This is a genomic window from Pseudoxanthomonas mexicana (assembly GCF_046736355.1).
GTDB classification, from domain to species: Bacteria; Pseudomonadota; Gammaproteobacteria; order Xanthomonadales; family Xanthomonadaceae; genus Pseudoxanthomonas_A; species Pseudoxanthomonas_A mexicana_B.
In genome coordinates this window covers 191,121-213,948 of record NZ_CP157201.1, presented here as the reverse complement: position 1 = coordinate 213,948, position 22,828 = coordinate 191,121, and the positions used below count along the sequence as shown (strand labels likewise).

General features: G+C 71.3%; 17 protein-coding genes. 14 read left to right on the top strand and 3 right to left on the bottom strand.

The features are described from left to right. The first annotated feature begins 48 nt into the window (after positions 1-48). The 4 genes from AAG688_RS00870 (at position 49) to AAG688_RS00855 (ending at position 6,581) form a co-directional block, all read left to right on the top strand. Complete coding sequence (locus AAG688_RS00870) at positions 49-1,161, top strand: GNAT family N-acetyltransferase (protein WP_411833486.1); 1,113 nt, start codon at positions 49-51, stop codon at positions 1,159-1,161. A gap of 92 nt (positions 1,162-1,253) precedes the next feature. Continuing rightward, the gene (locus AAG688_RS00865; protein ID WP_411833485.1) at positions 1,254-2,264 is read left to right on the top strand and encodes a GNAT family N-acetyltransferase; all 1,011 of its coding nucleotides are present in this window, start codon (positions 1,254-1,256) and stop codon (positions 2,262-2,264) included. A gap of 181 nt (positions 2,265-2,445) precedes the next feature. Further along, positions 2,446-3,504 carry an efflux RND transporter periplasmic adaptor subunit gene (locus tag AAG688_RS00860; protein ID WP_411833484.1) on the top strand — a complete coding sequence of 353 codons (1,059 nt, stop codon included), beginning with the start codon at positions 2,446-2,448 and terminating at the stop codon, positions 3,502-3,504. Continuing rightward, positions 3,501-6,581, top strand: a complete 3,081-nt coding sequence (locus AAG688_RS00855) for an efflux RND transporter permease subunit (protein WP_411833483.1) — start codon at positions 3,501-3,503, stop codon at positions 6,579-6,581. Before AAG688_RS00860 ends, AAG688_RS00855 begins: the two co-directional genes overlap by 4 nt. A 134-nt stretch (positions 6,582-6,715) precedes the next feature. Here AAG688_RS00855 and AAG688_RS00850 read toward each other — a convergent pair whose 3' ends face one another. Then, positions 6,716-7,507 (bottom strand): hypothetical protein, encoded by a 792-nt coding sequence (locus tag AAG688_RS00850; RefSeq protein ID WP_411833482.1) that lies wholly within the window; start codon positions 7,505-7,507, stop codon positions 6,716-6,718. 182 nt (positions 7,508-7,689) lie between these two features. Here AAG688_RS00850 and AAG688_RS00845 point away from each other — a divergent pair, with 182 nt between their 5' ends. After that, on the top strand, positions 7,690-8,160 hold the full coding sequence (locus tag AAG688_RS00845) for an MgtC/SapB family protein (protein WP_411833481.1): 471 nt from the start codon (positions 7,690-7,692) through the stop codon (positions 8,158-8,160). On the opposite strand, the gene AAG688_RS00840 is transcribed toward AAG688_RS00845, so the two are convergent. Together AAG688_RS00840 and AAG688_RS00835 are read right to left on the bottom strand one after the other, a co-directional pair. Next, on the bottom strand, positions 8,151-8,750 hold the full coding sequence (locus AAG688_RS00840; protein ID WP_411833480.1) for a DUF938 domain-containing protein: 600 nt from the start codon (positions 8,748-8,750) through the stop codon (positions 8,151-8,153). The genes AAG688_RS00845 and AAG688_RS00840 overlap by 10 nt on opposite strands. Before the next feature lie 7 nt (positions 8,751-8,757). Further along, entirely contained in the window at positions 8,758-9,591 is an 834-nt protein-coding gene (locus AAG688_RS00835; protein WP_411833479.1) for an NYN domain-containing protein, read from the bottom strand. A gap of 139 nt (positions 9,592-9,730) precedes the next feature. On the opposite strand from AAG688_RS00835, the gene AAG688_RS00830 reads away from it, so the two are divergent. From AAG688_RS00830 to AAG688_RS00790, 9 genes are all read left to right on the top strand, one after another. Next, positions 9,731-11,356, top strand: a complete 1,626-nt coding sequence (locus AAG688_RS00830) for a TldD/PmbA family protein (RefSeq protein WP_411833478.1) — start codon at positions 9,731-9,733, stop codon at positions 11,354-11,356. Between the two features lie 216 nt (positions 11,357-11,572). Beyond that, positions 11,573-13,207: a TldD/PmbA family protein gene (locus tag AAG688_RS00825; RefSeq protein WP_411833477.1), complete on the top strand. Its 1,635-nt coding sequence runs from the start codon at positions 11,573-11,575 to the stop codon at positions 13,205-13,207. A 101-nt stretch (positions 13,208-13,308) separates the two neighbouring features. Next, complete coding sequence (locus AAG688_RS00820) at positions 13,309-14,643, top strand: TldD/PmbA family protein (protein WP_411833476.1); 1,335 nt, start codon at positions 13,309-13,311, stop codon at positions 14,641-14,643. Between the two features lie 189 nt (positions 14,644-14,832). After that, positions 14,833-15,540, top strand: a complete 708-nt coding sequence (locus AAG688_RS00815) for a DUF4159 domain-containing protein (protein ID WP_411833475.1) — start codon at positions 14,833-14,835, stop codon at positions 15,538-15,540. A 76-nt stretch (positions 15,541-15,616) separates the two neighbouring features. Next, positions 15,617-16,615, top strand: coding sequence for an AAA family ATPase (locus tag AAG688_RS00810; RefSeq protein WP_411833474.1), 999 nt, complete (start codon positions 15,617-15,619; stop codon positions 16,613-16,615). 10 nt (positions 16,616-16,625) lie between these two features. Further along, positions 16,626-17,522: a DUF58 domain-containing protein gene (locus tag AAG688_RS00805; RefSeq protein WP_411833473.1), complete on the top strand. Its 897-nt coding sequence runs from the start codon at positions 16,626-16,628 to the stop codon at positions 17,520-17,522. 109 nt (positions 17,523-17,631) lie between these two features. Next, entirely contained in the window at positions 17,632-18,825 is a 1,194-nt protein-coding gene (locus AAG688_RS00800; RefSeq protein WP_411833472.1) for a BatA domain-containing protein, read from the top strand. Then, entirely contained in the window at positions 18,822-20,984 is a 2,163-nt protein-coding gene (locus AAG688_RS00795; RefSeq protein WP_411833471.1) for a hypothetical protein, read from the top strand. Before AAG688_RS00800 ends, AAG688_RS00795 begins: the two co-directional genes overlap by 4 nt. Continuing rightward, positions 20,981-22,819 carry a carboxypeptidase regulatory-like domain-containing protein gene (locus AAG688_RS00790; protein WP_411833470.1) on the top strand — a complete coding sequence of 613 codons (1,839 nt, stop codon included), beginning with the start codon at positions 20,981-20,983 and terminating at the stop codon, positions 22,817-22,819. The genes AAG688_RS00795 and AAG688_RS00790 overlap by 4 nt, the downstream gene beginning before the upstream one ends. Positions 22,820-22,828: the final 9 nt, after the last annotated feature.

Genomic DNA, 22,828 nt, shown 5'->3' with positions numbered 1-22,828 from the left:
AAACGATGCCGTTTGCGATCCAGCCGCGCCATTCGCGCGCGAGCCGTCATGACCGATGACTACCAGGTGCGTCTGGATCCGCTTCCGGATCCAGACGTACTGCGCGAATCCTGGCAGGCGCTGGAAGCACGTTCGGCATGCAGCGTCTTCCTGCGCTGGCCCTGGATCGAGAGCTGGCTGGCGATGATCGGCGACTCGCGCGGCGATGCGTGGCTGGTGACGGTATCGCTCGCTGCAAGGACGGTGGGGCTGGGGCTGATCGTCGGCCGTCGCACGCGCAACGGGCTCGGAACCCGCGGATTGTGGCTGCACGAAACCGGCGATCCGGTGCTCGACAACCTGACCGTGGAATACAACGGCCTGCTCAGCGAAAGCGGCAGGGAGTCCGCCTGCCTGCAGGCCATGATCCGGCACCTGGCGCGATCCGGGCCACGCTGGTCGCTGCTGCACCTGCCGGGCATCCCCGCCCATCACCTCGACATGCGGCAACTGCAGGACGAAGGCCTGGACCTGCAGTGCAAGGAAAGCGCCACGCCTTATGTCGACCTGGCCGCATTGCGCAAAGGGGGACAGTCCTACCTGTCCGGGCTCAGCGCCAACAACCGCAGCGCGATAAGGCGCACCGCACGCAGGATCGAGCAGAAGTTCGGCGCCCTGTCGCTGCGGCTGGTCGACGGCGCCGGCGCGCGGCTGGAGGCCTTCGATCGCCTTTGCGACCTGCACCAGCGCCACTGGTCCGGGCGCGGCGGTGGCGCCTTCGCCGATCCCCGCATCGTCGCGTTCCATCGCCGCCTGCTTGCCGATCCGCGGATGCAGCACCAGCTGCAACTGCTCGCGCTGATGGCCGGCGAGCGGCCGGTGGGATACGTCTACGGCCTGATCTGGGGCGGGGCGACGTACTTCTACCAGGCAGGCATCGATTACGACGCGCATGCCGGCAGCGGCAGCCCGGGTCTGCTGATGCTTTCGCTGGCGGTGCAGCATGCCTGCGATGCCGGCCAGGCACGATACGAATTCATGGCCGGCGATTCGCGCTACAAGCGCGCCCTGGCCACGCAGGCCGATCGGCTGGTCTGGCTCACGCTGGATCGCAGCGGCTGGCTGCTGCGTGCCCGCCGCGCATGGCGGCGGCTGAAATCGCGCGGCGGGGCGGCGAGGTGAGCGTGGCGCTGCGGTGGTGCGCGTTGGAGGAGGTCGATGCCGGCACCCGGCAGGCCTGGACGCAGCTGGCGCTGGCGGCGGCCGAGCCGGACATGTTCGCGATGCCGCAGTTCGTCATGCCGGCGGCGCGCTGGCTGACACCCGGGCGGCCGCCGCAGGTCGCATTGTTCGAGCGCGTGGCGCACGGTCGGCGGGAACTGATCGGCGTCGGTTGCTTCACGCACGAGCGCGCCAACCTGTTCGTGCCGATGGCGCACCTGCGCGCCTATCGCTGCGAGCACACCTATCGCACCGGATTGCTGTGCGTCCCCGGCGAGGAACAGGCCGTGGCCGAGGCACTGATGCGACCACCTACACGCGGCGCGCGCTGGCGTGCGATCGCTTTCCACGACATCGGCGATGCGGCCGCTTTCGACGCGCTGCACGCGCAGGCACGGCGGCAGGGCGGCGGCTGGTCGGAGCTGCGCCGGTTCGAACGGCCGGTCCTGCGTTTGCGGGCTGGTCAATCGGCGGCCATGCAGGTGCGCCCGGCGGTGGCCAAGGATCTGCGCCGACGCCATCGGCGGCTGCAGGAACAGGGTGAATTGGAGGTGGCCATCGTCACCGCAGCCGACGGCATCGATGCGGCCATCGACCACCACCTGCGGCTCGAACACATGGGCTGGAAGAAGGACGCGGGCACGTCGCTGCTGGGCGACGATCGCCAGGCCGCGTTCTTCCGTGAGATGGCGCGGGCATTCGCCGGTATCGGCGCGGCCGCGTTCGTCGAACTGCGGCTCGACGGGGAAGTCGTCGCCTCGACCAGCAATTTCGTCGTCGGTGGCACCTTCAGCGCGTTCAAGACCGGCTGGGATCCGCGTCTGGCCGCATGCAGTCCGGGCAAGCTGGCGGAGTGGCTGTTGTTCGGGGTCCTGGGTTCGCGCTGGCCGGGGCTGCACAAGTTCGACAGCAATGCCGCGGCCGGTTCCTATCTGGCCGGCATGCTGCCGCACGGCGACACGCTGTTGTCCGGCTGCCTGACCCTCGACCGCCGCGCCACGCGGACGATGCGCTGGGCGCGCCCGCTGCGATCGCTGGCCTACCGGATCGGCCGGGAACCCTGAAGGCGCGCGGCCGCACCGGATGGCCGGCCGTTGGCGCAGGCTTCATCGCGTCCTGCGATCATCGCCGCCCATCACGCATTCATCGGCCCGGATCGGGCGCCGATACAATGCCGCGCCACCCTGGCCATCCGGAATACCCATGCCTGCAAGGATTCTCCGCCGTTTCATTCCCCTGGCCTTGATGGTCGCGCTCGCGGCATGCGGCGGCAAGGACGACCCGCCGCCGGAGGCCGCTTCCACCTTGGCGGTCACGCTGGCGCCGGCGCAGGTCCAGCAGGTGGCGCGCAGCGTGGTCGTCTCCGGGCCGGTGTCGCCGTACGAGGAGATGCAGCTGGGCGTGGAGGTCAGCGGCCTGCGGGTGACCTCGCTCAACGTCGATGTCGGCCAGTCCGTGCGCAAGGGGCAGGTGCTGCTGGAACTGGACAGCCGCACGCTGGACAGCGAACTGGCGCAGGCGCAAGCCTCGCTGAAGCAGGCGCAGGCCTCGCTGTCGCTGGCGCAGGTGAGCTACGAGCGTGGCGCCAGGCTCGCCGAAACCCAGTTGATCAGCGCCAGCCAGCTCGACGAGCTGCGCGCCGGCCGCGTGCAGGCCGAGGCGCAGGCCGCCACCGCGCGCGCCGCGCGCGATGCGGCGCAGCTGCGGCGCGACTTCACCCGGCTGCGCGCGCCGGCCGACGGCATCGTCTCCAAGCGCCTGGTGCAGCCGGGGCAGGTGGTCGCCGCCGGCGGCGAACTGCTGCGGCTGATCCGCGACGGCCGGCTGGAATGGCGCGCCGAGCTGCCGGAGGAGCAACTGGCCCGGGTCGCGCCCGGCGCGACGGTCGAACTGCCCTACCAGGGCCAGACGGTCGCCGGCCGCATCCGCGCGGTCAGCCCGGGCGTCGACGCGCAGACCCGTACCGGCACGGTCTACGCGGACCTCCCGCAACCCGGCCCGCTCAAGGCCGGCATCTACCTGGAAGGCCGCATCGTCACCGGCGCCGGCCAGGCGCTGATGGTGCCGAGCGCCGCGGTCGTGCAGCGCGACGGCCATGCCTACGTGTTCACCGTCGACGACGCGCAGGTGGCGCACCGCCGTCGCGTGCGCACCGGCCAGGCGATCGACGGCCGCACCGAGATCGTCGAGGGCCTGGAGGACGGCGAGCGCGTCGTCGCTCAGGGCGCCGGCTTCCTCGACGACGGCGACAAGGTGCGGGTGGTGGCGGACGCCGCCGAACCGGCGAAGGCGGCCACCCCATGAACTTCTCCGCCTGGGCGATCCGCCGGCCGCTGCCGGCGGTGATGGTGTTCTTCGTGCTGTGCGTGGCCGGGCTGTGGGGCTTCCACCAGCTGCCGGTGGCGCGCTTTCCCGACATCGCGTTCCCGATGACCACGGTGACCATCGTCCAGCCCGGCGCCTCGCCGACCCAGCTGGAGGCCGAGGTCACCCGCCGGGTCGAGGACTCGGTCGCCACCATCCCCAACATCAAGCGGGTGATGTCTTCGGTCAGCGAGGGCATCAGCACCACCAGCATCGAGTTCAAGCTGGAGACCGACCTGGCCACCGCGCTGGACGACACCCGCGACGCGGTCACCCGCATCCGCACCGACCTGCCGCAAGACATCCAGGAGCCGGTGATCTCCAAGGTCGACATCGGCGGTTCGCTGATGAGCTATGCGCTGGTCGCGCCGAGGATGACGCCGGACGAGGCGAGCTGGTTCGTCGATCGCGAGGTGACCAAGGCGATGTACGGCGTGCCGGGCGTGGCGCAGGTCACCCGCGTGGGCGGCGTCGACCGGCAGATCCGCATCGATCTGGATCCCAACGCGTTACAGGCGCTCGGCGTCACCGCCGGCGACGTGTCGCGGCAACTGGCGCTGATCCAGGTCGAGCGCGCCGGCGGCAAGGCCGAGCTGGAAGGCGCGCAGCAGGTCATCCGCACGCTGGGCACGGTGTCCGACGCGCAGTCGCTGCGCGACTTCTCGATCAGCCTGCCGGACGGGCGCGCGGTGCGGCTGTCGGCGCTGGCCAGCGTGACCGACGCCGCCGCCGATCCGACCGAGGCGGCGATGCTGGACGGCCAGGACGTGGTCGCGTTCTCGATGTCGCGCACGCGCGGATCCAGCGAGGTCGAGGTCGAGAAAGGCGTGCACGCGGCGCTGGAGCGGCTCAAGGCCGAGCATCCGGGCATCGACTTCCGCCTGGTCACCACCGTCATCGACGAGACCCACCGCTCCTACGATTCGTCGATGACGATGCTGTGGGAAGGCGCGCTGCTGGCGTTGCTGGTGGTGTGGCTGTTCCTGCGCGACTGGCGCGCGACCTGGGTGTCGGCGGTGGCGCTGCCGCTGTCGATCATCCCGACCTTCGCGGTGATGCACCTGTTCGGCTTCAGCCTGAACCTGATCACGCTGCTGGCGCTGTCGGTGGTGGTCGGCATCCTGGTCGACGACGCCATCGTCGAGATCGAGAACATCGTGCGCCACCTGCGCATGGGCAAGCCGCCGATTGAAGCCGCGCGCGAGGCCGCCGGCGAGATCGGCACCGCGGTCATCGCCACCTCGCTGACGCTGGCGGCGGTGTTCGTGCCGGTGGCGTTCATGCCCGGCATCGCCGGCAAGTTCTTCCGCGAGTTCGGCTGGACCGCGGCCACCGCGGTGCTGTTCTCGCTGCTGGTCGCGCGGCTGCTGACGCCGATGATGGCGGCCTACCTGCTCAAGCCGCATGGCGAGGAGAAACCCGAATCGCGGCTGATGAAGTGGTACCTGGGCTGGGTGGACGCGGCGCTGCGCCACCGCGCGCGCACGCTGTGGATCGCCACCGGCCTGTTCGTCGCCTCGCTGGGGCTGGTGCCGCTGATCCCGGCCACCTTCATCCCGTTCTCGGATCTGGGCCGCAGCAACCTGAGCCTGGAACTGCCGCCGGGCACGCCGTTGCAGGAGACCGTGGCGATGTCCGAGCGCGCCCGCGCGCTGCTGGCCGACATCCCCGAACTGAAGCAGGTCTACACCACCATCGGCAGCGTGCTGGACCTGGGCGATCCGTCGCGCACCGGCGTCGGCGAGGCGCGCAAGGCCACGCTGGTGCTGGACTGGGGCAGCGCCGACGATCGCGAGCGCGACCAGAAGGCGCTGGAGCGCGAGGTGCGCCGGCGGCTGGCCGATCTGCCCGGCGTGCGGGTCAGCTACATCAGTTCCGAACCGGGCGAGATGCTGCAGCTGGTGCTGTCCGGCGACGACCCGCAGCGCCTGCAGGAGGCCTCGATCGCGCTGGAGCGGGATTTGCGCGGCATTTCCGGGCTGGGCAGCGTGACCTCCTCGGCCTCGCTGCTGCGGCCGGAGATCCTGATCGTGCCGGACCCGGCGCGCGCCGCCGACCTGGGCGTGGCCACCGCCGACATCGCCGAGGCCGCGCGCATCGCCACCGCCGGCGACTACGAGCAGCGCCTGGCCAAGCTCAACCTGCCGGACCGACAGATCCCGATCCGGGTCGGCTTCTCCGAGGCCGCGCTGGCCAATCCGGCGCTGATCGGCCAGCTGCGCGTGCCCGGCCGCCACGGCCCGGTGCCGCTGGCGGCGGTGGCCGAGATCCGCGAGGGCAGCGGACCGTCGCAGATCTCGCGCTACCAGCGCCAGCGCAACATCACCCTGACCGCCGAATTGAACGGCCGTCCGCTGGGCGAGGTGATGACGCAGGTGGAGTCGCTGCCCAGCGTGCAGCGGCTGCCGCCCGGGGTGAGCTTCCTCAACACCGGCGACGCCGAGGTGTTCGTCGAGCTGTTCGTCGGCTTCGCGCTGGCGATGGTGGCCGGGCTGGTCTGCATCTACATGGTGCTGCTGCTGCTGTTCAACCACGCGCTGATGCCGCTGACCATCCTGACCGCGGTGCCGCTGTGCGCCGGCGGCGCGTTCGGCGCACTGCTGCTGACCCAGAACATGCTGTCGCTGCCGGCGCTGATCGGCCTGCTGATGCTGATCGGCATCGCCACCAAGAACTCGATCCTGCTGGTGGACTACGCGGTGATGGCCGAGGACGAGCACGGCCTGAGCCAGCACGACGCGTTGATCGACGCCTGCCGCAAGCGCGCCCAGCCGATCATCATGACCACGCTGGCGATGGGCGCAGGCATGATGCCTATTGCGCTGGGCTTCGCCGGCGATTCCAGCTTCCGCGCGCCGATGGCGATCGCGGTGATCGGCGGGTTGATTACGTCCACGCTGCTGAGCCTGATCGTGATCCCGGCCGCGTTCACGGTGATCGACGATCTGGGCGAGTGGATGGCGCGGCGCTTCCGCCACCGGTCGTCGCATCCGGCACGGCGGCAGCAGGTCCGTTAGCTTGTGGAAACGGTACCGCCTTCTCCCGCCAAGCGGAGAAGGCGGTTCGCGTAATCGCCGCGGCCGCCCAGGCAAAGTTGACGCCGGGGCCGCCGCAGGAAGCGGCGCGCCGGGCTTCCCGGCGCGCGCGTGCCTCAGGTCACGCCGAAGCGATCCACCGGCGGCTGCTCGTCGTAGTAGCTGCGGTAGCTGGCGTAGGCGTCGCGCACGGCCGGGCGCGCGCGGTCCCAGGGCATGTTGGCCGAGTAGGGGCTGCCGGCCCATTGATCGCGCAGGGCGTTCTCCAGTTCGTCGTCCCAGTCGCGATCGCGGTAGCGGCTGCGCGCCTGTGCGCCGTAGCGGTAGGCCGGGCGGTAGTCGTCGAACGCCGCGTCGCCGCGGTAATCGGCGCTGTCGAAGCGCTCGGCGAAGTAGCGGTCGGTGGCGTCGTAGGCGCGGTAGGTGTTGTCGGCGCGTTCCCAGGCGTCGCGCACGGCCGGCTTGGCGCTTTCCCAGTCCAGCCGCGACTGCCCGCGGGTGGAATCCCAGCGGCCGGCCAGGTCGCCCTCGGCTTCCTCCCAGCGGCGCGACGGCTCGGACTCGCGCGCCTGCAGGCCCAGGCCGTAGGCCACGGCGTAGTCGCGGTCGTAGTCGTAGTCCTTGCTGGCATAGGGGCGCGTGGCGTAGGTCTGGCGCCAGTATTCGGTCTCACCGGTCGGGTCGATGCGCTCGGCCACGCCCTTGCCGGCAGCCGCGCCGGCAAGGGCGCCGGCGGCTCCGCCGACCAGCATGCCGATGGGGCCGAACATCGCGCCGATGACCGCGCCGGCCGCGGCGCCGCCGGTGCCGCCCACGCCCACGCCGAGCGGATGCGATCCGGGCGTGCCGGTGATCGGATCGCGGTTGAGGTCGCGGCCGATGACTTCTTCTTCGCGCTTGCTGTTCATGTCTTTTCCCGTTGCAGATGTGGCGATGGATGCCGCGATGGCGGCGTACCGGCACGATGCCCGCGCGGCGGTGAACACAAAGTGCGAGGGATGTAAGCCGCAGGTGACGGAGGCTTTCACGCCGGCGTCATCGCGTGTCTTGCGACGCTGGCGGCGATTGGGTACGGGCGGGAAGCGATCGCATGCTGCAGGGCTGGGAACAGGATCTGGGCATCCTCGTGCGCGTCGGCGCGGCGATGCTGCTGGGCGGCGTGCTCGGCATCGAGCGCGAGCTCGGCCGGCACGCCGCCGGCCTGCGCACGCACATGCTGATCGCCGGCGCGGCGGCGCTGATCGTCGCGCTCGGCGACGTCATCGCCCAGCACTTCACCTACGAGTCCTACCGCGAACTGCTGCAGGTCGATCCGGTGCGCCTGATCGAGGCGGTGGTGGCCTCGGTCGGCTTCGTCGCCGCCGGCACCATCCTGCGCAGCTCGCGCAGCGATCGCGTGCACGGCCTGACCACGGCCAGTTCGCTGGTGATGGCCGCGGCCATCGGCATCGCCGCGGGGCTGGGCAAGTACCTGCTGGCGCTGGGCTGTTCGCTGCTTTGCGTGGTGGTGCTGGCGGTGTTCCGCAGGGTGGAGGCGCGGGTCGGCACCGATCAGGCGTGATCGGTACGGTGCCAGACCAGGCAGCGGTTGTTGGCCGGCATCGCCGCGTCTTCCTCCAATGCCAGGCCGATTCCGCGCGCCAGCGCGTCCACCGCCTCGAAGTCGCGGATGCCCGAGCGCGCATCGCGCGCCTTCAGCCAGCCGTCGAACTCGCGGTTGCTGTCGCTGGTGTAGCCGCCGCCGTAGTTGAACGGGCCGTACACCGCCAGCGTGCCGCCGCCGGCCAGCGTGGCGGCGACGCCGGCGAAGAACGCCTGCACTTCCGGCCAGCCCATGATGTGCAGGGTGTTGGCGCTGAAGACCGCGTCGCGGCGCCGCGCCGGCCAGTCCCCGGCGACGTCCAGCGCCAGCGGCGGCGGGGTGTTCGGCAGCGCGGCCTCGTCCAGCCAGGCGCGGATGCCCGGCAGGTGTTCGGCGCGATCGCTGCATTGCCATTGCAGCCACGGCATCGCCGCGGCGAAGTGCACCGCGTGCTGGCCGGTGCCGCTGCCGACCTCCAGCACGCTGCGCGCATCGCGCAGGTGGCGCCGCAGCACCGCCAGGATCGGATCGCGGTTGCGTTCGCAGGCGGGCGAGAAGGGCTTGTCCACGGAACCGTCAGTCGCGCGCTCGCACGTGGATGCGCTTGCCGCTGCCCTCGCCGCGCTCCTCGATCTCGAAATGGCGCGGGTGCTGGCGCAGCAGGTCGCTGAGCTTGCGGTGGCCGTACAGGCGCGGGTCGAAGTTCGGGCGGATCTTGTTGAGGTAGCTGCCCATCGTGCCGAGCAAGGCCCAGCCCTGGTCGTCGGAAGCCTCCTCGATGGCCTGGCGGATCAGGTCCAGCGGCAGCGGCTCGCTGCCCTTGGCCGGCGCCGGTGGCTGCACTGGCGCGACCGCTGCCTCGACGGGGGGCGGGATCCTGCCGGCGGCGGCCTTGCGCGTGCGCTTGGCCGGCCTGGCGGGAGCGGCGGCCGGCAGCGCTTCGGCGCGCAGCACCTCGGTATAGACGAACTTGTCGCAGGCCTGCACGAACGCGTCCGGGGTCTTGCGCTCGCCGAAGCCGTAGACGGTCAGCCCTTCCTCGCGCAGCCGTTGCGCCAGCCGGGTGAAGTCGCTGTCGCTGGAGACCAGGCAGAAGCCGTCGAAGCGGCCGGTGTAGAGCAGGTCCATCGCATCGATGATCAGCGAGCTGTCGGTGGCGTTCTTGCCGCTGGTGTAGGCGAACTGCTGCACCGGGCTGATCGAGTGCTTGAGCAGCGCCTGCTTCCACTGCGTCATCCGGGTGCTGGTGAAGTCGCCGTAGATGCGGCGCACGCTGGCCACGCCGTACTTGGCCACTTCCGCCAGCAGGCCCTCGATCACCGCCGGCTGGGCGTTGTCGGCGTCGATCAGCACGGCCAGGCGCCGCTGTTCGTCGTCGGATTCGGGGCGGGCGTTGGCGCGGGTCTTCATCGGCGTGCTCCTGCGGGCGATACGCGATTGTGCAACAGGCGCATGACCGACTTCACTTGACGGCCGCCGGCCGGCTGCGCAGAGTCGGGCGCTGCCTTCCATGCCGTGGCCCGCGCCGCGGCCCTTGCCGGGATCTCCTGTGGACAGACGCGACTTCCTCCAGACCTCCACGCTGGCGCTGGCCGGCCTGACGATGCCGGGCGCGCGCCTGATCGCCGCCGAGCAGCTGCTGGCGCCGGTCGACGCCGCCCGCCGCAAGGCGCTGGCCGACGCCGCGCTGGGCGCCGCGCGCGCGGCCGGGGCCAGCTATTGCGACGTGCGCATCGGCCGCTACCTGCGCCAGTCCATCCTGACCCGCGAGGACAAGGTGCAGAACGTGGTCAACGCCGAGTCGGCAGGCGTCGGCATCCGCGTGATCGCCGACGGCGCCTGGGGCTTCGCCGCCACCAGCCAGCCCGGCGCCGACGCGGTGGTGCAGGCGACCCGGCAGGCGGTGGCGATCGCCCGCGCCAACGCGCGCATCCGCGAGCAGCCGGTGCGGCTGGCGCCGACGCCGGGCGTGGGCGAGGTGAGCTGGAAGACGCCGATCGCCAGGAACGCGATGGCGGTGCCGTTGCAGGAGAAGGTGGACCTGCTGCTCGGCGTCAACGCCGACGCCATCAACGCCGGCGCCGACTTCGTCGCCTCGCGGATGTTCCTGATCAACGAGCAGAAGTACTTCGCCAGCAGCGACGGCAGCTACATCGACCAGGACGTGCACCGGATCTGGCTGCCGTTCACCGTGACCGCCATCGACAAGGCCAGCGGCAGGTTCCGCACCCGCGACGGGCTGTCGGCGCCGATGGGCATGGGCTACGAGTACCTCGACGCCGATCCGGCCGGCAAGGTGCAGTTGCCGGGCGGACTGGTCGGCTACGGCCGCTCCTACGACGTGCGCGAGGACGTGCTGGCCGCGACCCGGCAGGCGCGCGCCAAGCTCAGCGCGCCGTCGGTCAAGCCGGGCAGGTACGACCTGGTGCTGGATCCGTCCAACCTGTTCCTGACCATCCACGAGAACGTCGGCCATCCGCTGGAACTGGACCGCGTGCTCGGCTACGAGGCCAACTACGCCGGCACCAGCTTCGCCACGCTGGACAAGCGCGGCAGCTTCCAGTGGGGCAGCGAGCGGGTCAACTTCTTCGCCGACAAGACCCAGCCGGGCAGCCTGGGCGCGGTCGGGTACGACGACGAGGGCGTCAAGTGCAAGCGCTGGGATCTGGTCAAGGACGGCGTGCTGGTCAACTACCAGGCCACCCGCGACGAGGCGCACATCCTCGGCGAGGCCGAATCGCACGGATGCAGCTATGCCGACTCGTGGTCCAGCGTGCAGTTCCAGCGCATGGCCAACGTCTCGCTGGCGCCGGGCAGGCAGCCGCTGTCGGTGGCCGACATGATCAAGGACGTCGAGGACGGCATCTGGATCCACGGGCGCGGCTCGTACTCCATCGACCAGCAGCGCTACAACGCGCAGTTCGGCGGCCAGCTCTACTACGAGATCAAGAACGGCCAGGTGACCCGCCAGATCGAGGACGTGGCCTACCAGATCCGCACGCCGGAGTTCTGGAACGCCTGCTCGGCGATCTGCGACGAGCGCGACTATCGCCTCGGCGGCTCGTTCTTCGACGGCAAGGGCCAGCCCAGCCAGGTGTCGGCGGTGTCGCACGGGTCGAGCACGACGCGCTTCGACGGTATCAACGTGATCAATACGGCGCGCAGCCTGGGTTGAGGGAGGCCGGGATTGGGGATTCGATATTCGGGATTCGAAACGGCGACGCATTTTCGCCTTTCACCAATCCCGAATGCCGAATCCCCAATCTCGGCCCCTGCCCCCCTGCCAAAAGTCATTTGACGCCTTTCCGGCCCGGCGCAAGAATCGGGGACGGCATGCGTGCCGCGTCGCCTTCCAGCCTGCCCGCGCGGGCCTCACCGGTGGAGAACAACCTTGCAAAGACGTGACTTCCTGGCCCTGAGCGGCCTGAGCCTGGGCGGCCTGGTGGTGCCGTCGTACTTCGGACACGCCATCGCCGCCGAGCAGCTGCGCTCCACCCTCGACGTCGGCCTGAAGAAGCGCCTGGCCGACGCCGCGCTGACCGCCGCGCGCGGCGCCGGGGCGACCTATTGCGACGTGCGCATCGGCCGCTACCTGCGCCAGTTCGTGATCACCCGCGAGGACAAGGTGCAGAACGTGGTCAACACCGAGTCCACCGGCACCGGCATCCGCGTGATCGTCAACGGCGCCTGGGGCTTCGCCGCCACCAACCAGCTCACCGCGCAGGCGGTCGCGCAGGCCGCGCAGCAGGCCGCGGCGATCGCCCGCGCCAACAGCAGGACCCAGACCGAGCCGGTGCGCCTGGCCCCCGCGCCCGGCGTGGGCGAGGTCAGCTGGCGCACGCCGATCAAGAAGAACGCGATGGAAGTGCCGCTGAAGGAGAAGGTGGACCTGCTGCTCGGCGTCAACGCCGACGCCATCAACGCCGGCGCCGACTTCGTCAACTCGATGATGTTCCTGGTCAACGAGCAGAAGTACTTCGCCAGCACCGACGGTTCCTACATCGACCAGGACGTGCACCGCATCTGGGTGCCGATGACGGTCACCGCCATCGACAAGGCCAGCGGCAAGTTCCGCACCCGCGACGGCCTGTCCTCGCCGATGGGCCTGGGCTACGAATACCTGGACGGCGACGCTTCGCAGAAGTACGTCACCCCCAACGGCGTGATCAACTACGGCCTGTCCTACGACATGCGCGAGGACGCCATCGCCGCGGCCAGGCAGGCGCGCGCCAAGCTGGCCGCGCCGTCGGTCAAGCCGGGCAAGTACGACCTGGTGCTGGATCCTTCGCACACCTGGCTGACCATCCACGAGAACGTCGGCCACCCGCTGGAGCTGGACCGCGTGCTCGGCTACGAAGCCAACTACGCCGGCACCAGCTTCGCCACGCTGGACAAGCGCGAGCAGCGCTTCCAGTACGGCAGCGGCATCGTCAACCTGTTCGCCGACAAGACCCAGCCCGGCAGCCTGGGCGCGGTCGGCTTCGACGACGAGGGCGTCAAGACCAAGCGCTGGGACCTGGTGAAGGAAGGCAAGCTGGTCGACTACCAGACCATCCGCGACCAGGCCCACATCGTCGGCAAGAGCGAGTCCGACGGCTGCTGCTACGCCGACTCCTGGTCCAGCGTGCAGTTCCAGCGCATGGCCAACGTGTCGCTGGCGCCGGGCAAGGCCAAGCTCTCGGTGGCCGACATGATCAAGGACGTCGAGGACGGCATCTACATCATCGGCGACGGTTCGTTCTCGATCGACCAGCAGCGCTACAACGCGCAGTTCGGCGGCCAGCTGTTCTACGAGATCAAGAAGGGCGAGATCACCCGCCAGATCGAGGACGTGGCCTACCAGATCCGCACGCCGGAGTTCTGGAACGGCTGCGTGGCCATCTGCGACGAGAGCGACTACCGCCTCGGCGGCTCGTTCTTCGACGGCAAGGGCCAGCCGGGGCAGGTGTCGGCGGTCTCGCACGGCTCGTCGACCGCGCGCTTCAACGGCATGAACGTCATCAGCACCGCCCGCAGCCTGGGTTGAGGCGGTAGGGCGGAGCTCGCTCCGCTCCCTCCGCAGACCCGATGCCACACAGATCAAGAGCAGCGGAGCAAGCTCCGCTCTACCAGGAGCATGAAATCCCAATGAGCATCCTCACCGAAGCGCAGGCCAAGGCCATCCTGGACAAGGTCATCGCCCTGTCCACCGCAGACGAGTGCACCGCGTCGCTGACCGGTTCGATCGAAGGCAACATCCGTTTCGCGCTGAACAACGTCTCCACCAGCGGCATCGTCAGCAACACCGACCTGGGCGTGTCGGTGGCGTTCGGCAAGCGCGTGGGCACGGCCACCATCAACGAGTTCGACGACGCCGCGCTGGAGCGCGTGGTGCGGCGCGCCGAGGACCTGGCGCGGCTGGCGCCGGAGAACCCCGAGTTCATGCCGGCCATCGGCAAGCAGACCTATACCCCCACCGCCACCTTCAGCGAGTCCACCGCCGCGATCACGCCGGAGTTCCGCGCCCAGGTCGCCGCCGACTCGATCGCCCCGTGCAAGGCCGAGAAGCTGATCGCCGCCGGCTTCCTGGAGGACGGCCAGAGCTTCGTCGCCTTCGCCAACAGCAAGGGCAACTTCGGCTACCAGCGCGCCACCGCGTTCAACTACACCTGCACGGTGCGCACCGAGGACGGCCGCGGCTCGGGCTGGGTCGGCCGCAACGTCAAGGACGCCTCCGAGTTCAAGGCCGACCAGGACATCCGCGTCGCGATGCGCAAGGCCACCGAGTCGGCCGAGGCCAAGGCGCTGGAGCCGGGCAAGTACACCGTGATCCTGGAACCGCACGCGGCCGCGGGCCTGATCTCGTTCATGATGAACTTCTTCGACGCGCGCAGCGCCGACGAGGGCCGCAGCTTCCTTTCGAAGAAGGGCGGCGGCAACAAGCTCGGCGAGCAGGTCTACGATCCGCGCGTAAACATCACCGCAGACCCGTGGCACCCGGAAGCGCCGGTGATGCCGTGGGACGGCGAGGGCCTGCCGCGCACGAAGATGCCGATCATCCAGGACGGCAAGATCGCCAACCTGCGCTACTCGCGCTTCTGGGCGCAGAAGCAGGGCAAGCAGGCGACCGCCTCGCCGGGCAACCTGCTGATGAGCGGCGGCACCAAGTCCACCGCCGAGCTGGTGCGCGGTACCCAGAAGGGCATCCTGGTCACCCGCACCTGGTACATCCGCATGGTCGATCCGCAGACCGTGCTGCTGACCGGCCTGACCCGCGACGGCACCTTCTACATCGAGAACGGCCAGATCAAGCACCCGGTGAAGAACTTCCGCTTCAACGAGTCGCCGGTGATCATGCTCAACAACATCGAGGAACTGGGCAGGCCGATCCGCGTGTCCGGCGACGAGTCCAGCTTCGTGATGATGATCCCGCCGATGAAGCTGCGCGACTTCACCTTCACCTCGCTGTCGGACGCGGTGTAAGCGAGTTTTGTCCCCTCCCCGTGTGCGGGGAGGGCTAGGGTGGGGGGCGACGAAGTCGGAAAGTTTCCTGCATCGCCGATCGCCCAGAACCCGCTTCCGCCTTGCCCCACTACTTCCGATGAAACCCCGCCGGCCCTTGCCCCCACCCCAACCCTCCCCCGCAGGCGGGGGAGGGGGCCGTGCACGGGCATGAACCGCGCGCAATTCCTGCGCCTGATGCTCGGCGGCGCGGTCGGCGCGTTGCTGGGCGGGCATGCGCGCCCGGCACGCGCGGCGGCCGAATACGACTTCTGGTTCACCCGCCTCAAGTACGACTCCGGCGACTGGGACGTGGATGCGCGGATGCCGGCCAACCTCATCACCTCGCTGATCGACTACACCAACCTGCGCGTGGATCCGAAGGAGCACGTGCTGGCGCTGTCGGACCCGAAGATGCTGGTCGCGCCGTTCTGCTACCTGGCCGGGCACAAGCTGGTCGAGTTCAACCCGGACGAGCGGCGCAACTTCGAGCGCTACGTGCGCAACGGCGGCTTCGTGTTCGTCGACGACTGCAACCACGACATCGACGGGCTGTTCGCCAAGTCGTTCGAGGCGCAGATGGCCTCGATCTTCGGCGCGCGCGCGCTGAAGAAGCTGCCGAACTCGCACCCGCTGTATTCGAGTTTCTTCAGGTTCCCCGACGGCCCGCCGGCGACCGGCTTCGAGCTCAACGGCTGGGGCGACGACCTGATCCACGACTACCTCAAGGGCATCGAGATCGACGGCCGCCTAGGCGTGCTCTACAGCAACAAGGACTACGGCTGCGAATGGGACTACGACTGGCGCAACAAGCGCTTCCTGGCCGAGGACAACACCCGGTTCGCGGTCAATATCGTGATGTATGCATTGAACTCATGATTGCCCCCATGTAGAGCCGAGCAAGCTCGGCTCTACGCAACAGCCACCATTCGTTTATCTTCCCCCAGGATTTTCCATGAACGCCATCACCGAAACCGAGGTCCAGCAGCAACTCGCCCGCCTCGGCCAACTGCGCGACGCCATCGCCCAGGCCATCGTCGGCCAGGGCGAGGTGGTCGAGCAGTTGCTGATCGGCCTGCTCGCCGGCGGCCACTGCCTGCTCGAAGGCGTGCCGGGCCTGGGCAAGACGCTGCTGGTGCGCTCGCTGGGGCAGGCGCTGGACCTGCAGTTCCGGCGCGTGCAGTTCACTCCCGACCTGATGCCCAGCGACATCCTCGGCACCGAGCTGCTGGAGGAGGATCACGGCACCGGCCACCGCCACTTCCGCTTCCAGCCCGGTCCCGTCTTCACGAACCTGCTGCTGGCCGACGAACTCAACCGCACGCCGCCGAAGACCCAAGCCGCGCTGCTGGAGGCGATGCAGGAGCGCACCGTCAGCCAGGGCGGCGTCACCCGCGATCTACCGGCGCCGTTCTTCGTGCTGGCCACGCAGAACCCGCTCGAACAGGCCGGCACCTATCCGCTGCCCGAGGCGCAGCTGGATCGCTTCCTGCTGCACGTGCGCGTCGATTATCCGAGCGAGGCGGAGGAGCGCGACATCCTCGCCCAGACCACCGGAAGCGGCGGCGGCAAGGTGCCCAAGGTGATGGACGGCGAGGCGATCATCGCCGTGCAGGCGCGCGTGCGCGAGGTGCACGTCGGCGACGACCTGCTGACCTGGATCACCCGCCTGGTGCGCGCCAGCCGCCCCGGCGAGAGCGCCGCGCCGGAGGACGTGCGCAAGTACGTGCGCTGGGGCGCCGGCCCGCGCGCCGGGCAGTCGCTGGTGCTGGCGGCCAAGGCGCGTGCCCTGCTGCACGGGCGGCTGGCCGCCACCCGCGACGACGTGATCGCGCTGGCCGCGCCGGTGATGCGTCACCGCCTGCTGCTGTCGTTCGCCGCCGAGGCCGAGCAGAAGCAGGCCGACGACGTGATCGCCGCGCTGCTGCGCGCGGTGCCGTACCCGTCCGCCTGAGCCGCGCGCGATGGCGCAGCCGCTGATCCCGCCCGACGTCCGCAGCCGCCTGAAGGATCTGCGGCTGACCGCGCGCCGCGCGATCGGCGCGCAGGGCATCGGCCTGCACCACAGCCGCAGCCGCGGCGCCGGGCTGGAGTTCGCCCAGTACCGTGCCTACGAGCCGGGCGACGAACTGCGCCAGATCGACTGGAAGCTGTATGCGCGCTCGGACCGCTTCTTCGTCCGCGAGGCCGAGCGCGAGAGCCCGCTGGCGGCGTGGCTGCTGATCGACGCCTCCGCGTCGATGGCGCAGGCCGACCGCGCCGATCCGCAGCGCACGAGGCTCGACGCGGCCAAGGGCATCGCCGCCTGCATCGCCGAGCTGGCGCTGCGGCAGGGCGATCGCTTCGGCCTGATCACGCTGCGCGAGGATGGGCTGGGATTGATTCCGCCGGGCGCCGGCGCGCGCCAGCGCGATCGGCTGTGGCTGGAACTGCATGCCTTGTCCGCGCGGGGCCTCTTCCCGCAGGGCGATCGGCTCAACCCGGTGTGGGAGCGCATCGGCGCCGGCGACCTGGTCGTGCTGCTGAGCGACGGTTTCGACGACGGCGCGATCGCACTGGCCGAACGGCTGGCCGCGGCGCGCCGCGAAGTGATCTTCATCCAGTTGCTGACGGTGGAGGAGCGCGACTTCCCGTTCGACGGCGGCCACCGCTTCCGCGATCCGGAGACCGGCGAGGAACTGCTCGGCGACGGCAAGGCGATGCGCGCCGACTACCTGGCGCGCTTCGCGCAGGCCCAGCGCGAACTCGACGCGCGCCTGGACGCCAGCGGCATCGCGCATGTGCGCCACGTGCTGGACGAACCGCTGGACCTGCCGCTGCGGCGGTTGTTCGGCCGGCAGGCCGCGGCGGAGTACGCATGAGCGGCCATTGCCTCTCCCCTCGTGGGAGCGACGTGAGTCGCGACGCCGCCATCGTCCCGGCCTGTCGCGACTCACGTCGCTCCCACGAGGGCAAGGTTGCACACGCACCATGAGCTTTGCTCTCCTCCTTCCCGCCGCCCTGGCCGCGCTGGCCGCCCTGCTGCTGCCGCTGCTGATCCACCTGGCCCGGCGCAGCGAACAGCGACCGACCGACTTCGCCGCGCTGCGCTGGCTGCGGCAGAAACCCAGGCCGCGCCACCGCATCCGCTTCGACGAATGGCCGCTGCTGCTGCTGCGCCTGCTGCTGCTCGCGCTGCTGGCGCTGTGGCTCGCGCGGCCGGTGCTGCACGGCGCACCGGATCGCAGGCCGTACGTGGCGGTGATGCCCGGCGTGGCGCAGGACGCGATCGATCGGCAGGCATTGCCGCCGCAGGCGCGACGGCATTGGCTGGCGACGGACTTCCCCGCGCTGGAAACGCCCGCGCCCACCGATACGCAGCCGATCAGCAGCCTGCTGCGCCAGATCGACGCCGAACTGGCCGAAGGCGTGCCGCTGATCGTGCTGGCCACCGCGCAGTACGACGGCGCCGACGCGCAGCGCCCGCGCCTGTCGCGCGAGGTGGACTGGCGCATCACCGAGGGCGCGACGCCCGTAACGATGCCCGCGCCCCGGCCCGCGCCCCAGCCCGCGCCGCCGCGCCTGCGCATCCATGCCGACCATGCGCAGGCGGCGTCGGTGCGCTACCTGCGTGCCGCGGCGATCGCCTGGCACGCGGGCGACGATGACGTCGCGCCGGCCGATGCCAGTTACACGTTGCATGGCATCGACGATGCGCTGCCCGGCGATGCACGCGAGGTCGTCGCCTGGCTGGGCGCCGGCTCGCTGCCGCCGGCGTTGCTGCGCTGGGTCGAAGCTGGCGGCACCGCATTGATCGAGGCCGGCGCCTCGCTACCGGACGACACGACGGCCGCCCCGCTCTGGCGCGACGTCGCCGGGGAAACGCTGGCCGAAGGCGCCACGCGGGGCCAGGGCCGACTGCTGCGGCTGACCCGGCCGTTGCAGCCGCAGGCGATGCCGGCGTTGCTGGAGGCCGATTTCCCGCAACGCCTGCAGGCCCTGCTGCAACCCGCGCAAGCCGCGCCCTCCCGCGCCGACGCGCGCGCGCATGCACCGCTGGCCGGCGCGCGCGCCTTTCCGCAGTCCCCGCGCGATCTGCAACCCTGGCTGGCGCTGCTGATCGCGCTGGCGTTCGCGGCCGAGCGCTGGCTGGCCACGCGCGCGCGGCGCGGAGCGGCGCCATGAACGCCGACGCCCTGCCGCGCGCTGCGTGGACGGCCGCGCGCCGGCGCGACGCCGCCATCGTCGCCGCGTTCGCGCTGCCGTGGTCGATCGCGGCGGCCGTACTGGCCTGGCGCATCGGCGGCGACATGGCGGCGTTGGCCGCGTTCGCCCTGTCGCTGCTGGCCGGCGCCGCCGTCGCTGCGCTGCAATGGCGACGGCGCGACGCGCGCTGGCTGGTGCGCGAACTCGATGCGCGCCGCCCCGACATGGACGACAGCGCCGACCTGCTGCTGGCCGGCGCGGCGCGCAATCCGCTGCAGCGCTTGCAGCGCCAGCGCCTGCAACAGCGGCTGGTGGCGCGGCCGGCGGATCTGCGCGCGGCGTGGCCGCTGCGCGCGCTGGCGGGTTCGGCGCTGCTGGCGGCGCTGGCGGCGGCCGCCGCCGTCGCATGGCCAACGCGGCCTTCCGCGCCGGCTTCCTCCGCGCCCGGCGCCGTCATCACGGACGATGCCACCGGGCCGATCCGCCTGCTCGCGCATATCCTGCACGTCGCGCCGCCGGCCTATACCCGGTTGCCGCCACGCGACGAGGACGCATTGTCGATCAAGGCGCCGCAGGCTTCGCAGTTGCGCTGGCGGCTGCGCTTCTCGTCGCCGCCGCGACAGGCGGCGCTGGTCCTGCTCGACGGCCGCCGCATCGAACTGGCGCGCGACGGCGAGGACCGGATCGCCTCGCTGCGGCTCGACGTCTCCGCGCTCTACCGCATCGAGGTGGACGGGCAGGCGCTGGACGGCGGCAAGCCGCACCGCCTCGACGCCATCGCCGACCGGCCGCCGCAGATCAAGGTACTCGCGCCGGATCGCAGCCTGAGCCTGGTCGCGCCGGGCCAGCGCGCCTGGGACGTCGCCTTCGAGGCCAGCGACGATCACGGCGTGGCCGCGCGCGCGACGCTGCGCATCACCCTGGCGCAGGGCAGCGGCGAGAACATCACCTTCCGCGAGCAAACCGTCGGCCTCGCCGGCCAGGGCGAGGCCGCCCGCCGCCGCTACGCGCACCGGCTGGACCTGGCCGCGCTGGGCGTGGCGGCCGGCGACGACCTGATCGTGCAGCTGTCGGTGGACGACAACCGCGCCCCGCAGCCGCAGACCGCGCGCAGCCCCAGCCTGATCCTGCGCTGGCCGAGCGACCTGGGCAGCGAGAGCACCGGCATCGAAGGCATCGTCAAGCGCGTGCTTCCGGCCTACTTCCGCAGCCAGCGGCAGATCATCATCGACGCCGAGGCCTTGCAGAAACAGGGGCGCGCCCTGGCCGGCGAGGCTTTCCTGCAACGCTCCGACGCAATCGGCGTGGACCAGCGCATCCTGCGCCTGCGCTACGGCCAGTTCCTCGGCGAGGAATCCGAGGGCGCGCCGCAACCGCCGCCGCTGCCGACCAACGACGACGATTCGGATCACCACGACGACGACGGCCACGATCATGGCGCCGCCGCGCACGACGGCCACGACCATGCCGATCCCGCCGCGCCGGCCACGGTCTTCGGCCGCCAGGACGACGTGCTGGAAGCCTTCGGCCACACCCACGATCACGCCGAGGCGGCCACGCTGCTGGATCCGGAGACGCGGGCGACGCTGAAGCAGGCGCTGGACCAGATGTGGCAGTCGGAACTGCAACTGCGCCAGGGCCATCCGGATCGCGCGCTGCCCTACGCGTACAAGGCGCTGGAGTTCATCAAGCAGGTGCAGCAGGCCAGCCGCATCTACCTGGCCCGCGTGGGGCCGGAGCTGCCGCCGATCGACGAGGGCCGCCGGCTCGGCGGCAAGCGCGACGGGCTGGCGCCGCGCCCGGATGCGCTGCGGCCGGCGGCGAGCGGGGACACGGTCCTCGCGGATCTGTGGCGCGCGCTCGACGACGCGCCGGATGCGCGATCGCAATCCCCGGATCTCGACGCGCTGGAGCGCTGGCTGCGCGAGCACCCGGCGCGCGCGGCCGATCCGCTGTCGCTGCACGCGGCCATCGACGCACTGCGCCGGCAGCCGGACTGCGCCGATTGCCGCGCCGACCTGCGCGCGCTGCTGTGGCCACTGCTGGCGCGCCCGCCGGCCGCCGCGCCGCGCCGTCCGGCGGCCGACGCGCAGGGCCGCCGCTACCTCGATGCGCTGGAAGCGGAGTCGCGTCGATGAATCCCGCCCATTTCCCCCTGATCACCGCCGCGCTGCTCGCCCTGGCCGCCGCAGTATCGATGCTGCGGCTGCTGCACTGGCAGCGCCGCCGCGATCCCTCGCTGCCGCCACGCCACGGCCGGCTGGCGACGCTGCTGCTGGCCCAGCCGCTGCTGGCCGCGCTGCTGTACCTGGCGCTGTTCCCGCCGGCGAAACCCACCCAGGCAGGCACGCTGACCGTGCTGACCGCCGGCGTGCTGGCGCAGATTGCGCATACCACCGGCGACATCCTCGTCGCGCTGCCCGAAGCGCCGGCGCACGCCGAGGCCGAGGCCGTCCCCGACCTGGCCACCGCGCTGCGCCGTCATCCGCAGGCGCGGCGACTGCACGTCGTCGGCGCCGGGCTGGAGGCGCGCGATCGCGAGGCCGCGCGCGGCCGTGCGCTGGTCTTCGACGCCGCGCCACCGCCGACCGGGCTGGTCGATCTGGAATGGCCCGCGCAGATCGCCGCCGGCAACGACTTCACCGTGCATGGCCGTCTCGCCGGCCTGTCCGGCGCGGCGGTCGAACTGCTGGATCCGGCGGGGCAGCGGCTGCAACGCGCCGTCCCCGGCGACGATGGCCGCTTCGCGCTGCAAGGCGCGGCGCGCGCGGCCGGACGGGCGACGTTCTCGCTGCGCGTGGTCGACGCCGGCGGCGCCACGCGCGAGACGATGCCGCTGCCGCTGCGGATCGCCGCCCCTGCGCCGCCGCGGCTGCTGGTGCTGGCCGGCGCGCCCGGCCCCGAGCTGAAGTACCTGCGCCGCTGGGCCGGCGACGCCGGCATCGCCCTGCACACCCGCATCGGCACCGGCGCCGGCCTGGTCCTGGGCGATGCGCCGCTGCGGATCGACGCCGACACCCTGCGCCGCTTCGACGCGCTGCTGCTCGACGAGCGCAGCCTGCAATCGCTGGGCGACGGCGAGATGCGCGCGCTGTCGGACGCCGTGCGCGAGGGGCTCGGCGTGCTGCTGCGCATGACCGGCCCGCTTTCGTCCGCCGATCGCGCGCGTCTGCGCGGCTGGGGCTTCGGCGTCGATGCCGGCGCCGCTTCGGAAACCACGCGCCTGCGCGACGGCGACGCCACGCTGGCCGCGCTGCGCGGTCCCGGCAGCGCCGATGCGCCGCTGTCCGCCGACGAGCCGGTGCCCGCGCTGCCGTCGCTGACCCGCCGCGCGCTGCGCATCGAGGCCGCCGACGCCGTGCCGCTGCTGCACGACGCGCAGGAGCGCCCGCTCGCCTACTGGCGCGCGCACGGCCGCGGCCGCATCGCGCTGGTGACGCTGACCGACAGCTTCAAGCTGGTCCTGGCCGGGCGCGGCGAGCGCCATGCCGGGATCTGGAGCGAGGCGATCGCCATAGTCGCGCGCGGCGATGGCGCGAGCGCGCCGCCGATGCCGTGGCCGCTGTGGGAAGGCGAGCGCGCCACGTTGTGCGATCTGGCCGATGACGCCGGGATCGTCGCGCCCGACGGCGCGCGCATCGCCCTGCATCCCGACCCCGCCGGCGGCGCGCGCCGCTGCGCCGCGTTCTGGCCGGCGCAGCCCGGCTGGCACCTGCTGCGGCAGGGCGAGGCGGAAACCCCGTTCGCGGTGCTGCCGGCGCAGGCCGGCGCGGCATGGCAGGCGCAGCGCCGGCGCGAGGCGACGCTCGCCCTGGCTGCGCAGGCGCCGGCCGACGTCCCCGTGCAGGCGGGACCGCCGCGGCGCGGGCCGTCGTGGCCGTGGTTCCTGGCATGGCTGCTGGCCTCGGCCTCGCTGTGGGCGTTCGAGCGCCGGCGGCGGACGCCTTCGGCGGTATCGGCGGCTTCGGCGTAAGGTAGGCGC